Origin of the sequence: Shewanella marisflavi (genome assembly GCF_023283925.1) — a bacterium.
Classification (GTDB): domain Bacteria; phylum Pseudomonadota; class Gammaproteobacteria; order Enterobacterales; family Shewanellaceae; genus Shewanella; species Shewanella marisflavi.
This window is the reverse complement of record NZ_JAKIKX010000001.1, coordinates 736,902-752,257: the sequence shown is the minus strand read 5'-3', so window position 1 is coordinate 752,257 and position 15,356 is coordinate 736,902. Positions and strand designations below refer to the sequence as shown.

Sequence of the window (15,356 nt, the reverse complement as noted above, 5' to 3'; positions counted from 1 at the left end):
CCCAAAGGGTAGTTAGCATTTACCCAACTAGCACTATTCGCTGTTGTTCTTGGATTGCTAACAGTAAGTGGGATAATGGTGGCGGAGATTTCTAAACCTAGCATCTAACTTGGTCCGTCTCTTAGTAAAGCTAACTGTAGCGTTAACCGTCACTGTTTTGAATTGCTTGGCAGCAGGCTTTTTTGTGCAGATACGCCTGTGAGACGCCGTAAATACTTCCATGTAGGCTCTGCCGAAACATCCCTGTTTCGGAAGCTCACCGGCGTATCTACACCCAGTTATCCATCTCTTCGATTGGACGGTATGGGAAAGTTCTGGACAAAAAGCCGTTAGGCTTACAGATCTAAAATTTGGCTTTAGAACAGAAACGTCTTTGGGATAACGCTTTGCTAAGCGGCAATAAAATAGCTGGCTAAAGTTAGCGAGGAACGAGCAAAAGCCAGCTGTTTTTTGTCCGTTTGAGCAACTTGTTAACTGCCAATTACTCTTCCGTTTGAATATTACTATAAAACTTCGGGTATTTTTTATAGTCAAAATCATCACCTAACAGCTTATCAAACCTATCTTTTAATTTAGGGTGATCTGCAACAGCACGGCTTCGATCCCAAACTTGCCTATTCGTTTCTATTTTTTCAAGCATAAATACTGCTGAGTCTTTTGTGAAATACTTCAAATAAGGCAAGACGATTTGTACAAAAACACGATCTGCGTTATCGAAGTTTCGGCATGTACAGTAATAAACAGTAATTAACTTAGAAAAACGTTCCTCCCATTCATCAGAATCAGAAAGCTCTAATAAGTGCTCCCATTGTTGATCAGAGATTGTTGGGTATTCGTCACTAGCAAACCATGTACAGAGAAAGTCAAAATGTTTATTTAAATCTCCATCTATAAACCAGCCATACAATTTACCCAACACAGTTGAATCTTTTGCATGTTTTATTTTTAACTTTGCATCTTCACTTAAACAAGAATAAACCTCTGGGTTATAAGCCAAATAAAACATCAAAAAACCCATTGGTTCACCGCTAGCGGCGATATTACTATATGCTTCAACGTTTCCTTTTATTTCCTCAACAATGCGTGTGGAATGCCTTTCAGTAATTGCACGAATTACCCAAAGGTTAACTTGCCTGTTTTCTTTACACTTATCGTCCGTTAGCTTGAATGTTAATCTCCAAACAGTTTTAAAAATAACTAACTCAACATCTTGGGATAAACGTTCTAAATATCGACTAGAAATGTATCTTTTTAACTTAGAGAAAGAGTTGGTAGCTACTTTAGCCTCGTCGAGATCTTCAAGAAACTCTGCTATCACTTTTTGTGTGTAAAATGGTGGTTTTATTAAAACGCCTTCCAAAGCATTTCGGATAAGTGATCGAACAGTTTCTTTGTTCGGTTTATAAAGCTCTAAATTTTGTCTTAAAACAGGGTGAGCCGATAGGTGTCTTTGTTTTTGAAGATATCTTAAATTTTCGTATTCCGAACTATCAATAAAATCTGTTTTATTGTAAACGTCATCGAGAAGCTTTAGCTCCCAATTAGGAGATTTAGGATCATCATCTTGAGCTTTTTTAATGCCTGCTAAAATTCGAGATGCTGTAGTATCACCATATTGATCAACTAAATTTTGCAGTTTATAGACGAGATCAGAAATGATTACAGACCATAGCATCACAACAGAAGAGCGGTAACATTGGTTTTGATATGAAGTCACTACTTCACCGAAATACTCTTTTGTTTTTCCGAAATGGATTTTTTCTGAGAGAGATTCTAGCTCAAAATTTTTCACGATGCTTCCTTACTTCGGTGGCAGTTAACAGCTTATTAGTGCGCATGCGCGTTTACCTCATTCGACTAGTGAAAACGCGCACAGCTAACTATCTGTATGTAATGAACTTATCAGCATTTTTCCAAATATACCATCTGCAAAAATGTGCATGCGCGTTTTCCAAACCTATTATCTATTTAACGAATAGATTAAACGGTTGATTTTAATCACATTAACTTAAAAAAGAATGTGAAAAAGCGCACAGATACCGGATGGAAATCGTTCAAAATCCTTATGATTTTAATATGACTGTATACTGATCCAGTTTTTTGATGGGGAGAAGTGTAGCGATAAAAACTTCTAGGCTAGAAAGTTGGTTCGTTACTGGCCAACCGACAACTTGTTAACTCATTTTGGGGCAAAAACCTGTTAGCTTTTGACTCTAAACACTGTCAAATCGAAGAGATAATTAACCCGGTGTAGATGCATCTGCGAACGTCGATGGCAGGGATGCCATCGTCGAGCCTCCACGGACGGATGCACGGCGTGTAGCAGATGTATCTGCACAAGAGCGAGCCGCAGGCTATTGATGACATTGACGCTCAGTGTTGCAATCACTGCCATAAATTGAAATGAAGCCGAAAGCTTCAAAAAATTGCAGCCACTCCCTCGAAGAAAGGCAGCGAAACTTCCTATAGCAATGACTCTCGAAACGAGAGAAAAGTGAAGACTCAATCTTCAAAAACAAAAATGCCGAGTCCTTTTAAAGACTCAGCATTTCACCAATGGCCACCTTGAGGCAACCAAGAATCCCCCTTTAACCTTCCCAGTTAAAGATAAGGCCTCACGAGATTCGCCATCATCTCAATATGATCATCCCTATCATTGAGACAGGCAATGTAACGATACTTTTCGCCCCCCGCCTGAATGAACACATCCCGATTCTCGTGTTCAATCTCTTCGAGGGTTTCCAGACAGTCGGCGCTAAAGGCCGGACAGGCAATGGCAATATCATCGACGCCTTCTTTTGCCAAGGCTTCTAAGGTGGCATCCGTGTAGGGTCCAAGCCACTTGGCCTTACCAAAGCGCGACTGGAAGGTGGTGATATAGTCGCCATCGGTGAGTCCTAGACGCTCCACTACCAAACGGGTCGTCTTCTGACACAAGCAGTAATAGGGATCACCAAGGTGCAGGTTACGCTCGGGCATACCGTGGTAAGAGAGCACTAACTTCTTCGGCTTACCATGTTGCTCAAAATCATTAGCGATAGAGTCCGCCAGCGCCGCAATATAGTCGGGATGATCATGATAAGTGTTGATAAAGTGCAGCGATGGAAGGTAGCGCCACTGGGCAAGCTCTTTGGTCAGGGCATCGAAGGCTGAGGCCGTTGTGGGCGCTGCGTACTGAGGGTAAAGCGGCAAGACAATAAGCTTGTCTGTGCCCTCACTATGCAAACGTCTCAAGGTCTCCTTGACGCTTGGCTGACCGTAACGCATGCAGAACGCCACATTGACGTCACTGCCACTCAATTGCTGCGCGAGTTTATCCCTTTGCGCCTTAGTGATCGCCATCAAGGGTGAGCCCTGCTCTGTCCAAATAGATTGATACAGGGCAGCAGACTTGGCCGGGCGCACTCTGAGTATGATGCCGTGCAATATCAGCATCCATAGCAGCTTAGGGATCTCCACCACTCTGGGATCTGATAAAAACTCCGCCAGATAACGGCGTACGGCGCCTGTGGTTAGCGCATCTGGGGTGCCCAGGTTCATCAGCAGCACTGTGGTCTTGCCGCGAGCGCCATGACCCTGCTGTTTGCTCAATCCAAAATAGTTAGCCAATTTGCTTCCTTGTTTTTACGCTAAGATGCCAATTACTTTATTGTGAACAGGCACCTGGGTGAATACCAAAATTTAAATTACTCGAATTAGGTCCCACTTTAACCATGGCTGACCTTATACCCTGCCAATGTACGCAGCCAAGACCTGTGAGGATCAAGGCTGGCACATAAAAAAACCGATAAATACTTTATCGGTTTTTCGCGAAGGCAATAACACCTAGTCGAGATCCAGCGTCACACCTTCCATAAAGCCTGAACTTGCAGACTCTGAGCTTTGCAGCTTAATCATCAAGCGCAGATCGTTTGGCGAGTCGGCGTGATGCAATGCATCCGAGTAGCTGATCTCACCTTCCACATAGAGCTTGAGTAGCGCCTGGTCAAAGGTCTGCATCCCCTGCTCATTGGATTTCGCCATGGTTTCCTTAAGCAGATGCAGCTCGTTCTTCTGGATAATGCTGGAAACCCTTGGGGTGTTAATCAATACCTCGATCGCCGCACGGCGACCGGTACCGTCACTCTTTGGCACCAACTGCTGCGCCACAATGCCGCGCAGGTTTAACGACAAATCGAACAGTAACTGCTGGTGCTTACTCTCTGGCACCAGGTGCATGATGCGGTCCAGCGCCTGGTTAGCGTTGTTGGCGTGCAAGGTTGCCATACAGAGGTGACCGGTTTCAGCGAACGACAGGGCAAACTCCATGGTTTCCTGGGTTCGGATCTCACCGATCAGAATGACATCTGGTGCCTGACGCAAGGAGCTCTTTAGCGCAGCATCGAAAGAGTCAGTATCTATGCCCACCTCTCGCTGAGTGATGATGCTCTTGCGATGGTCATGGACAAATTCCACCGGATCTTCGATGGTCAGAATATGACCGCGAGCATGGGCATTGCGATAGCCCACCAGGGCCGCGAGCGAAGTCGACTTACCCGTACCCGTACCACCCACCATGATGATAAGACCGCGCTTACTCATCACTAAGTCTTTCAAAATTGGCGGCAGATGAAGATCTTCGACTAGCGGGATCTTGGTCTCGATGCGACGCATAACGCAACCTGGCGACTCTCGCTGCCAGAAGGCGCTAACACGGAAACGCCCCAGATCCTTCTCGCCATAGGCGAAGTTACATTCGCGGGTCTCATGAAACTCTTTGCGCTGAGCCTCTGTCATCAAGGCTTCGACAAACTCCAGTGACTGAGCCGGCGTAAAGGGATTTTCGGCAAGGGGTCTCACCTCACCATCAACCTTGGCGCTGGGAGGAAAACCAGCCGTGATGAATAGATCCGATGCCTTACGCTCTACCATCACCTTTAAAAATGGACGAACTTCCATAATCAAACCTTACTAGAAACTAGCGTTTTTATTAGAACTCTTAGACATTGCATCTTCACGGGTGATCAGGCCGCGATTAACCAGATTCTGCAAGCATTGATCAAGAGTCTGCATCCCGTGAGCCATACCCGTTTGAATGGCCGAGTACATCTGGGCCACCTTGTCTTCACGGATCAGGTTACGGATAGCCGGGGTACCCATCATGATCTCGTGAGCTGCCACACGGCCGCCGCCTACCTTCTTGATCAGGGTTTGCGAGATAACCGCCTGCAGTGATTCAGACAACATGGTACGAACCATACTCTTTTCACCTTCAGGGAAAACGTCGACCACACGGTCAATGGTTTTCGCCGCCGAGGTGGTGTGCAGGGTACCGAATACTAAGTGACCGGTTTCCGCCGCCGTCATGGCCAGACGAATGGTTTCAAGGTCACGCATCTCACCCACCAGGATCACGTCCGGGTCTTCACGCAGTGCGCTACGTAGCGCCGCGTTGAAGCTGTGGGTGTGTCTGTGCACTTCCCTCTGGTTGATCAGACATTGCTTATTCTGGTGTACGAATTCGATAGGGTCTTCGATGGTCAGGATATGGTCGTGACGGTTTTCGTTCACATAATCTATCATGCCCGCCAGGGTGGTACTCTTACCCGAACCTGTGGGGCCGGTTACCAGCACCAGGCCACGAGGGAAGCTGGCAATCTTTTTGAAAATATCGGGGGCACCGAGTTTTTCTAGGCTTAAGATCTCGCTGGGAATAGTACGAAACACCGCCGCGGCGCCACGCGATTGGTTAAAGGCGTTCACACGGAAGCGAGCTAAATTGGGCACTTCGAACGAGAAATCTATCTCTAAGTGCTCTTCATAATCTTTACGCTGTTTGTCGTTCATGATGTCATAAACGAGGCTATGTACGCCTTGATGATCCAGGGCCGGCAGATTAATCTTTCTGACCTCGCCATCAACACGTATCATGGGAGATACTCCCGCTGAAAGGTGTAGATCCGACGCGTTGTGTTTTACACTAAAGGCAAGTAACTCTGTGATTTCCATAGTATGGGATATCCATTCAACCAAAAACTTACAACATGACAACAATAGCAGACAGACTGGCTGACGCCCACCAAAGAATCGCTCAAGCGGCGCAAAATTCATCACGTGACAGCAAGGACATACAGCTGCTGGCAGTCAGTAAAACCAAGCCTATTTCGCAGATAGTAGCGGCATATGATGCCGGGCAACGGCTTTTTGGTGAAAACTATGTCCAGGAAGGGGAAGAGAAGGTTAAAGCCCTACGTGAAAGCCACGGTGACATAGAGTGGCATTTTATCGGCCCACTGCAATCGAACAAGAGCAAGAGTATCGCCGAACATTTTGATTGGATGCATACCCTGAGCCGAGAAAAAATCGCCAGACGCCTGAGCGAGCAGCGCCCAGAGGATCTGCCGCCGCTTCAGGTCTGTATTCAGGTGAATATCAGCCAGGAAGAGAGTAAGTCTGGAGTCTCGCCAGAGGAGATAGCGCCGCTGGCCGATGCTATCTCGGCCCTGCCCAAGCTGACACTCAGAGGGCTAATGGCCATTCCGACCGCCACCTCTGATCAATCGGTACAGCAGGCTGAGTTTCGCCAAATGCAAACCCTGTTTAAACAGCTACAACAGAGCTATCCGGCAATTGATACCCTCTCCATGGGAATGAGCCAAGATCTGGAACTGGCTATCGCCTCGGGCTCGACCATGGTGCGTATCGGCAGCGCCATCTTTGGCGAGCGTGACTAGGCCAAAGCTTAAGCTTTGGCCTTGTAATTTAACCCAGTGCCCAAATATAGATAATTAGACGAATAAATAGAGAGCCTTATGACACAGAAGAAGATTTGCTTTATCGGCGCAGGAAACATGACCCGCAGTATCACCAGTGGTTTGGTAAAAGGCGGCTATGCGCCGCAGCTGATTCATGCCACCAACCCCAGCGAGGCCAAGCTGGTCGCCCTGAAAAATGATTTAGGCATCATAGTCTCCCACGACAATCTTAACGCGGCCAAAAATGCCGATGTTATCGTGCTAGCGGTGAAACCTCAGCTGATGCAGCAGGTGTGTGAAGAGATGAGCGGCCTAGATCTCAAAGATAAGCTGATTGTCACCATCGCCGCAGGTGTCACGGCCGAGCGTTACCATAGCTTCTTTAAGCAGCCAATAAAGCTTATCCGCACCATGCCCAACACTCCCACTCAAATCGGCCTTGGCATGACAGGCCTCTATGCCCAGCCAGGGGTAAGTGAAGCCGATCGCCAACTGTGTGAGCAGATCATGAAGACGGGTGGCGAAGTAGTCTGGGTCGAAAAGGAAGATGATCTCAATCAAGTTATCGCCCTGGCAGGCAGCTCTCCGGCCTATTTTTTCCTTATGATGGAGGCTATGATTGACAGTGCCAAACAAGATGGCGTCGATGAGCAAACTGCCAGAGAGATGGTGCAGCAGGCAGCCTTAGGCGCGGCCTCTATGGTAAAGCAAAATCCGCAGCTTTCTCCGGCGCAGTTAAGAGAAAATGTCACCTCTAAGGGCGGCACCACGGCGCAGGCGCTGGCGGCGTTCGAACGCGCAGGTCTGAGAGAGATAGTGCGCACCGCCATGCATGACTGCATGGACAGAGCCCAGGAGATGGCAAAACAGTTTTAGGTCTAGCCCTTTTTTATTCGAACAGATTCATTCGATACATATAAGTAGAGAAACACAATGGATGCATTTAGCTTTTTAGTGAACACCCTGTTTGACCTGTACCTTATGGTGGTCATTATTCGTATCTGGCTGCAGCTTGCCCGCGCCGATTTTTACAACCCCTTCAGTCAGTTTGTCGTGAAGGCGACCCATCCTATCGTCGGCCCTATGCGTCGCGTCCTGCCGCCATTGGGCAGTTTAGATACGGCTTCTGTGGTACTCGCGCTTGCTGTGGTCGTGATTAAGTTTGTGATCCTCAGCCTGATGGCGGGCGCTGATATAAACCTGCCGATCATACTCCTGGTAGCCCTGGTCTCTGTGATTAAGCAGGCAGGCGTCTTGCTGTTTTGGATGCTTATCCTGCGGGCGATTCTTAGCTGGGTCAGCCAGGGACATAACCCGATTGAGATGGTAATGGCGCAATTGACTGAGCCACTGGTTGCTCCAATACGCCGAATCATTCCCCCCATGGGCGGCCTGGACTTCTCTGTAATGATCTTTATGTTCGGCCTGATCTTTATCAACAAGTTGCTGTCTCAATACGTTCCCTTCTGGGCCAACGTCTAGATGCCACCCGTAACACGAGAGCAGGAAGATCTATTAATCAGGCTCTATATTCAGCCGAAAGCCAGCCGGGACCAGATCATTGGTCCCCATGGCGACGAGCTTAAGGTTGCCATTACCGCTCCTCCCATCGACGGTAAGGCTAATGCCCACCTTTGCAAGTTTCTGGCAAAGCAGTTTAAAACTGCCAAGGGCAATATCCTTATCGAAAAGGGGGAGCTGGGGCGCCACAAGCAGATCCGCGTGGTGATGCCCAAGGCGATCCCAGAGGTGATTACGACCTTAATCCCATGAAATGTGTAAGCAAATAAAGCCAGTGGCCCCAGGTTAAGACTTTAATAGCTATACTAGAATCAATTGTTCCGTGACAGGAGTCCACCATGATACGTACCCTTTTCTGTGCCTTGGCGCTTATGCTGCTTCCCATGAGCAATGCCTTTGCAGAGCAAAAACAGACAGTCGGTAATTTCGATATTCACTATGTTGCCCTGGGCAGCACCTTTATTACGCCATCGATTGCTAAGACCTATGGCATCACACGCAGTAGCTATACCGGGCTGATTAACATCTCGGTGCTGGATACCAATGCCGAGGGCAATCCGGCCGTGCCAGTGGAGATCTCAGGGATCGCTAACAACCTGCTCGATGCCAGGGTTGAACTGTCATTTAAAGAGATCCGTGAAGGTGATGCTATCTACTATATTGCCGAAGTACCCTACCGTGACGATCAAGAGATCAACTTTCAGATCGCCATCAAGCATGGCAATAAGCTCAACACTCAGCTGAAGTTTAAGCAGAAATTCTACGTCGATTAATCAGTCAAAACCGATAGCTCTCAATAACGCCGCGCACTTAGGTTCGCGGCGTTATTTTTGCTGGCTTTGCTCTATCGTTTCCCGCCCAGCTTGGGTATCATTGCCGCCAATGAAACCTGCCACAATGAGTCACTAAACATGAATCAAATCGTACTAGCCAGCGGCAACAAGGGGAAACTGAAAGAGTTTGCCGAGATCCTCGCCGAATATGGCATAGAGGTCCTGCCTCAGAGCCAATTCAATGTCGAAGAGGTACCGGAGACAGGCACCACCTTCGTTGAGAATGCGATCATCAAGGCGCGTCATGCCGCCGAGGTCACCGGCCTTGCCGCCATCGCCGACGACTCAGGTTTAGAGGTGGATGCCCTTGAAGGCGCACCAGGGATCTACTCCGCCCGTTACGGCGGCGAAGGGGCAAGCGACAGCGACAACTACACTAAGTTGCTCGGCGCCCTAGGAGATTCAGACCAGCGCCGCGCACGCTTTCAGTGTATCTTGGTCTATATGCGCCATGCCAAAGATCCTACTCCCATCATCTGCCAGGCGTCCTGGGAAGGCACCGTAGGTTTCGAGCCTAAGGGTGACAATGGCCACGGCTACGACCCTATCTTTATTCCCGCTGAGCATGAGTGCAGCGCCGCCGAACTGAGCAGCGATGAGAAAAATGCCCTCAGCCACAGGGGCAAGGCGATGCAACTGCTGCTAAGCGAACTTAAGGCTAAGGGTGTATTAGGTTAATGCTACAGCTACCTCCGCTCAGCCTCTATATTCATATTCCCTGGTGCGTGCAGAAATGTCCCTACTGTGACTTCAACTCCCATGGACAGCATGGTGAGCTGCCGCAGCAAGAGTATGTCGATGCGCTACTGGCGGACTTAGCTGCCGATGCCGCTTATGTTCAGGGACGTAACCTGCACTCCATCTTTATCGGTGGCGGTACGCCGTCTTTGTTTGATGCCAGTCAGATTAAGCGTCTGCTCGAAGGGGTCGCTGAGCAGATCCCTTTCGCAGCGGATATAGAGATCACCATGGAGGCCAACCCAGGCACGCTGGAACATGACGACTTTAGCGCTTATCGCGCCGCCGGCGTCACTCGCCTCTCCATCGGAGTCCAGAGTTTTTCCAGCGATAAGCTCAACCTCTTGGGCAGGATACACGATAAGCAGGAGGCTGAAGTCGCGGCAAGCAAGGCGGCCGAGGCTGGCTATCAAAGCTTTAATCTCGATCTGATGCATGGCCTGCCAAACCAAAGCTTTGAAGAGGCGATGCGTGATATCGACACGGCGGCGGCGCTTAATCCGCCTCACCTCTCCTGGTATCAGCTCACCATAGAGCCCAATACCCTGTTTCACTCTAAGCCCCCTCAGCTGCCTGACGATGAAGATCTTTGGCAGATCTATGAGCAGGGCCAGCAGCGCCTCAAGGCACTCGGCTATGAACAGTATGAGATCTCCGCCTACGCCAAGCCGGGATATCGTTGTCGCCACAACCTCAACTATTGGCAATTTGGTGACTATCTGGGCATTGGCTGTGGCGCCCATGGCAAGATAACCACTGCCCAAGATCAGCGTATCTGGCGCACGGTCAAAATAAAGCACCCCAAGGGCTACCTTGGTGCCAGTGATTACCTGTTCGATAAGAGCGAGGTATTGCCAGAAGACAGGGCATTGGAATATCTGATGAACCGCCTCAGGCTAATGTCACCTATTCCCAAAAGTGAATTTGAAAGCCGCACCGGCTTGTCCGCCCAGGTGCTCGATGAAGGTATGGCACGCGGCGCCGCCAAAGGCCTGGTCATTATCGGCGAGGAACATTGGCAACTCACCGCCAAAGGCAACATGTTCGTCAATGAACTCCTTGGACTCTTTTGCGAATAATCTTTCCCCTCATCAGAGGGGAATAGAAACATTTTCTAACACTTAGTTCGCATATTTAATCGTCAGCTTTATTAGGATAATGGGCACCAAACAACGGAAGCCCTACTTATGCCTATAAAAACAAAAACGACAATTATCGCCTTCTCTCTGGCGACCCTTATTTCCGGCGCCCTTCACGCCGCTCCTATCTCTCTATTACATAGTGCCTCTGAGCCAAGCGCCCAGTTGAGCACTCAGGAATCATTAAAAGCCAATCAACTGTTTGAAGCCATCTTCATGGAGAATGTGATGGCCAGCCCCATCCGCCAGACACACCTGGGGATTAAGAAAGACTACGACAAGTGGGATGAGCGTGGTGAAGCCGCCGATAAGGAGAGCCTGGCACGTAACAAGAAACACCTTGTTCAACTTAAGCAGCTAGATATCGCTAAACTCGATGCACAAACTCGCTTAAGCTATGACCTGCTGACCCAAAAGCTTGAAAACAGCATCAGCGATTATAAATGGCGCCTGTACAGCTACCCGGTAAACCAGATGTACGGTGGTCACTCTATGGTGGCCTCTTTCCTGATTAACCAACACCAGATAGACAGCGTCTCAGATGCCAAGGCCTATATCAGTCGACTCAATGGTGTGCCTCGCTATATGCAGCAGCTAGAGGCTGCGCTGGAAGAGCGCGCCAAGGTGGGGATCATCGCGCCTAAGTTTGTCTTCGCCTATGTGTTATCCGACAGCCGTAATATCATCAATGGCACTCCCTTTAACCAGGGAGAGGATAGCGCCATCTGGGCAGACTTTCAGCGTAAAGTCGCCAAGTTAGCCATAACTGAAAGCGAGCAACAGCAGCTACTTGATGAAGCCAAACAAGCTCTCACCGCTCAGGTTAAGCCTGCCTATGACAAGCTGATCGCTTACATAGAAACCCTTGAGAAGCGCGCCAATACCAAAGATGGGGTGTGGAAGTTCAGAGATGGTGAAGCCTTCTATAACAATGCCTTGGCACGCACCACAACCACAGATATGACAGCCGATAATATCCACCAGCTGGGTCTTGCCGAGGTCGATCGTATCCACCAAGAGATGCGCGCCATCATGAAGAAGGTCGGCTTTGAAGGCGATCTTAAGGCCTTCTTTAAATTTATGCGCGAAGATAAACAGTTCTACTATTCAGATACTGAAGAAGGTCGCAGCGCCTACTTAAATGACGCCAAGACGCTGATCGATAACATCTCTTCCCGTCTGGATGAGGTGTTTTATGTTAAGCCCAAGGCGCCCATGATAGTCAAGCGCGTCGAAGCCTTTAGAGAGAAATCGGCGGGTAAGGCCTTCTACAACCAACCTACCCCAGACGGCAGCCGCCCAGGCACCTACTACGCCAACCTTTACGACATGGAGGCCATGCCCAAGTATCAGATGGAGGCACTGGCCTATCATGAAGGTACCCCTGGCCACCACATGCAGATAGCCATCGCCCAGGAATTGGAGAGCATTCCCAAGTTCAGAAAGTTTGGCGGCTATACAGCCTACATAGAAGGCTGGGGACTCTACAGTGAGTACTTCCCTAAGGAGATGGGCCTGTATCAAGACCCTTACTCTGATTTTGGTCGCTTGGCCATGGAGCTGTGGCGCTCATGCCGTCTGGTCGTCGATACCGGTATACACGCTAAGAAGTGGACCCGTGAGCAGGGCATTCAGTATTACATGAATAATACCCCTAACGCCGAGTCTGATGCGGTTAAGATGGTCGAGCGCCATATTGTGATGCCATCTCAAGCCACGGCCTACAAGATTGGTATGCTGAAGATTGTCAATATTCGCGAGAAGGCCAAGGAGATCATGGGAGACAAGTTCGATATTCGTGAGTTCCACACCTTAGTGCTTAAGAACGGTCCGCTACCCTTGGATATATTGGAATCTAAGGTGATGAACTGGGCCAACAATGCCTAAGTCGCTAATACTTAAGTCGCTAATACTTAAGTCACTAATACTTAAGTCACCAATAGCTTAAATCGCCAATGATTTGTTGAACAATGTTTCAGAGCCTCATTAAAAAGGCCGCTCCATTGAGCGGCCTTTTTATCTAAGTGCTATCTTAAGTGGCATCTTAAGTGTCATTTTGAGTACAGCAGTACTTGGGCGATGAAGGATGGAAATTACCGCATAGCTTTGAAGCAGCTATTAATCAGCCTCAAAGCCTTTATCTGACACCTTAATGCTTTCTTGCATTACTTTCGCTGGCTGCTGAGCCATGCTCTGCTCATCGCCATGGGTCAGGTAACTGACAACCAGGCTTGAGGTAACATCGAATGGCTCATCGATTGTAAGCGACTTTATCTCGATTCTGTCGCCAAGCAGATGCGTGCCAAGCTGTTTTATTTCACCACTTTGATGATTCAGGCTAAACAAGCCCAAATAATAAAACACGCCACTGCCCTGATTGGAAACAAAAAAGGGCGCGACAAATAGCATATTCTTGCTTGCATCAATGCCTGCGCCATTAATCGGCAGAATCTTTTGATAATCCAGGTTTACGCTGCCACGCTCTGGGCCATCCTGGTAGTCACCACTGACAAAAGGGCTGTCGCCTAGGCCAACTCTGGTTAATTGTGCCTCTGCATCAGACTCAGGCAATTGGATAACCCAGTGCTTATGAGTCTTGATACTAAACAGAGTCAGAATGACATTATCCCTGTCTTCATTAAGGGGAACCACAGTACCATCTTGCTGTACGACATAGAGATCATCGTCAGTAAAGTTAAACCGGTAGATCCCGGCGAGGATAACAAGACCAATCAATGCGGCAATAAGTAATACAATTTTTTTAACCATAAACATCCCTTTAACTGCCATGGGCATAAACATGCGAACATTCACAGCACAATACCCTGAGTTTTAATCCAGTACCATAATAGATAAATTAAATAATCTTTATTAGACAGCTATATTTCACCACAAACTTAGGTAAGCCTGCGCAAAAAAGAAGTGAAGAGATAGCATCGCATGACGAAATAGCGGCCGAATTGAGAGGGGGAAAAAATGAGGACGCTTAAAAGAAAAATACCCCAGCAATAATTGCTGGGGTAAACCAAAACTAGGATGATGGTTTTAAGGCTAGCATTGTTTTAGTTCTTAAACCGCTGCCAGCATTGATCCAAGATTGCAGTAACGCCGACCTGTGTAACCAAACATGAGAGGGGTCATTCTCATCCTCAGCTATCTGAATCAGGTCATCCCGATATCAACTGCAACTATTGTATTAAATAAAGAACAGACTGCAACGTGAATTCTGTTCAAGGATTAGCTCAACCTAAATAAGCCATTGCAAATCAGATAGGCAATACTTTTTTAACTATATGATTTTAAAAAAATAACCCTGGGCATTTCTCACGCCCAGGGTTATCGTCTTGTTAAGAGAACAATGTTTTTAAGTTATTGATAACTGAAAGTAGCAATAACCTTGACGCTGACATGGACAAAATGCTGCTTTTTCAGTCACTTCAGGTTATTTACGCTGAGCATACAGCGCTGCATATGGTTCATCCCAATATGGAGGCGAGCCAATATGGTCTTTAATAAAATCGATAAAGGCACTGACCTTTGGCGCCAAGTGCTTACGTCTTGGGTAAACCGCCTGCAGAGGCAGGTGATGAGTCAATTGCCACTCAGGCAATAATGGCACCAAAGTCCCCTTCTCTATCTCATCTTCGAGCAGGTAACTGGCCAAATAGACGACACCTAAACCGCTCACAGCGGCAGACTTAAGTGCTGGGGCATTGTCGACTCTGAAATTACCCGACACACCTATCTCGCAGTAATCATCGCCCTTCTTAAACTGCCACACGCTATGTTCGTGCCACTCACCTTGGTAAACGAGACAGTTATGATCCACCAACTGCTCGGGGCGATCAGGATAACCATGCTTAGCTACATAGTCTGGCGATGCGGCTAACAGAAACTGACACTTCATCAAAGGTCTGGCAACCATGCCCAGCGGCAACTGCTCTGACATGGTTAGTAAAAGATCTAGCCCTTCGCTGACCACATCGACCTTATGATCCAGCAAACTGACCTGCAACTCCAACTCAGGATGTCTGGCCATAAAATCAGGCAATGCAGGAATGATATGCATGGTACCGAAAGACTGCGAAATCCCCACCTTGAGTACACCACGTGTCGCATCGTTGAGATTATGCACACTGGCAACCGCCTGGTCTGCGTCGCGAAGTAACTCCTCACCTTGTGCATAAAGTAGCTGTCCGGCTTCGGTTAAACTCAGGCTTCGAGTGGTACGCTGTATCAGCTGAACACCTAATTTATGCTCAAGATCGGCAACCTGAGTACTGACTTTTGACTTAGAAATCCCCAATTTTCGCGCTGCAGAGCTAAAACTCCCGGCGCGAGCAACATGAGTAAAAATTGCAATAGGTTCTAAAAGTTCTAACATTTAAATA

At 48.1% G+C, this 15,356-nt stretch carries 14 protein-coding genes; 8 read left to right on the top strand and 6 right to left on the bottom strand.

What is annotated here, in order from left to right; genetic code table 11:
* Window positions 1–481: 481 nt before the first annotated feature.
* The 4 genes from L2712_RS03205 to L2712_RS03190 all read right to left on the bottom strand — a co-directional run bounded on the left by L2712_RS03205 (window position 482) and on the right by L2712_RS03190 (window position 5,988).
* Entirely contained in the window at window positions 482–1,792 is a 1,311-nt protein-coding gene (locus L2712_RS03205) for a hypothetical protein (protein WP_248976857.1), read from the bottom strand.
* Window positions 1,793–2,601: 809 nt separating this feature from the next.
* Window positions 2,602–3,609 (bottom strand): ferrochelatase, encoded by a 1,008-nt coding sequence (hemH, locus tag L2712_RS03200; protein WP_248976856.1) that lies wholly within the window; start codon window positions 3,607–3,609, stop codon window positions 2,602–2,604.
* A 216-nt stretch (window positions 3,610–3,825) separates the two neighbouring features.
* Window positions 3,826–4,938, bottom strand: coding sequence for a PilT/PilU family type 4a pilus ATPase (locus L2712_RS03195; RefSeq protein WP_033539856.1), 1,113 nt, complete (start codon window positions 4,936–4,938; stop codon window positions 3,826–3,828).
* A gap of 12 nt (window positions 4,939–4,950) precedes the next feature.
* Window positions 4,951–5,988 (bottom strand): type IV pilus twitching motility protein PilT, encoded by a 1,038-nt coding sequence (locus L2712_RS03190; protein WP_033539855.1) that lies wholly within the window; start codon window positions 5,986–5,988, stop codon window positions 4,951–4,953.
* Window positions 5,989–6,023: 35 nt separating this feature from the next.
* Here L2712_RS03190 and L2712_RS03185 point away from each other — a divergent pair, with 35 nt between their 5' ends.
* The 8 genes from L2712_RS03185 (at window position 6,024) to L2712_RS03150 (ending at window position 12,852) form a co-directional block, all read left to right on the top strand.
* A complete protein-coding gene (locus L2712_RS03185; RefSeq protein ID WP_248976855.1) occupies window positions 6,024–6,713 on the top strand; it encodes a YggS family pyridoxal phosphate-dependent enzyme in 690 nt (229 codons plus the stop codon).
* A 78-nt stretch (window positions 6,714–6,791) separates the two neighbouring features.
* Window positions 6,792–7,610 carry a pyrroline-5-carboxylate reductase gene (gene proC / locus L2712_RS03180; protein WP_248976854.1) on the top strand — a complete coding sequence of 273 codons (819 nt, stop codon included), beginning with the start codon at window positions 6,792–6,794 and terminating at the stop codon, window positions 7,608–7,610.
* A 57-nt stretch (window positions 7,611–7,667) separates the two neighbouring features.
* Window positions 7,668–8,216, top strand: a complete 549-nt coding sequence (locus L2712_RS03175) for a YggT family protein (RefSeq protein ID WP_033539852.1) — start codon at window positions 7,668–7,670, stop codon at window positions 8,214–8,216.
* Window positions 8,217–8,507 (top strand): DUF167 family protein YggU, encoded by a 291-nt coding sequence (gene yggU, locus L2712_RS03170; protein ID WP_248976853.1) that lies wholly within the window; start codon window positions 8,217–8,219, stop codon window positions 8,505–8,507.
* A gap of 86 nt (window positions 8,508–8,593) precedes the next feature.
* On the top strand, window positions 8,594–9,028 hold the full coding sequence (locus L2712_RS03165; RefSeq protein WP_033539850.1) for a DUF4426 domain-containing protein: 435 nt from the start codon (window positions 8,594–8,596) through the stop codon (window positions 9,026–9,028).
* A gap of 138 nt (window positions 9,029–9,166) precedes the next feature.
* Window positions 9,167–9,766, top strand: a complete 600-nt coding sequence (gene rdgB / locus L2712_RS03160; protein ID WP_248976852.1) for an RdgB/HAM1 family non-canonical purine NTP pyrophosphatase — start codon at window positions 9,167–9,169, stop codon at window positions 9,764–9,766.
* Window positions 9,766–10,905 (top strand): radical SAM family heme chaperone HemW, encoded by a 1,140-nt coding sequence (gene hemW / locus L2712_RS03155; protein ID WP_248976851.1) that lies wholly within the window; start codon window positions 9,766–9,768, stop codon window positions 10,903–10,905. Before rdgB ends, hemW begins: the two co-directional genes overlap by 1 nt.
* A gap of 108 nt (window positions 10,906–11,013) precedes the next feature.
* The gene (locus L2712_RS03150) at window positions 11,014–12,852 is read left to right on the top strand and encodes a DUF885 domain-containing protein (RefSeq protein WP_248976850.1); all 1,839 of its coding nucleotides are present in this window, start codon (window positions 11,014–11,016) and stop codon (window positions 12,850–12,852) included.
* A gap of 231 nt (window positions 12,853–13,083) precedes the next feature.
* Here L2712_RS03150 and L2712_RS03145 read toward each other — a convergent pair whose 3' ends face one another.
* Window positions 13,084–13,734 (bottom strand): hypothetical protein, encoded by a 651-nt coding sequence (locus L2712_RS03145; protein ID WP_248976849.1) that lies wholly within the window; start codon window positions 13,732–13,734, stop codon window positions 13,084–13,086.
* Between the two features lie 673 nt (window positions 13,735–14,407).
* Window positions 14,408–15,349, bottom strand: a complete 942-nt coding sequence (locus tag L2712_RS03140; RefSeq protein ID WP_033539847.1) for a LysR family transcriptional regulator — start codon at window positions 15,347–15,349, stop codon at window positions 14,408–14,410.
* Between the last annotated feature and the right edge of the window lie 7 nt (window positions 15,350–15,356).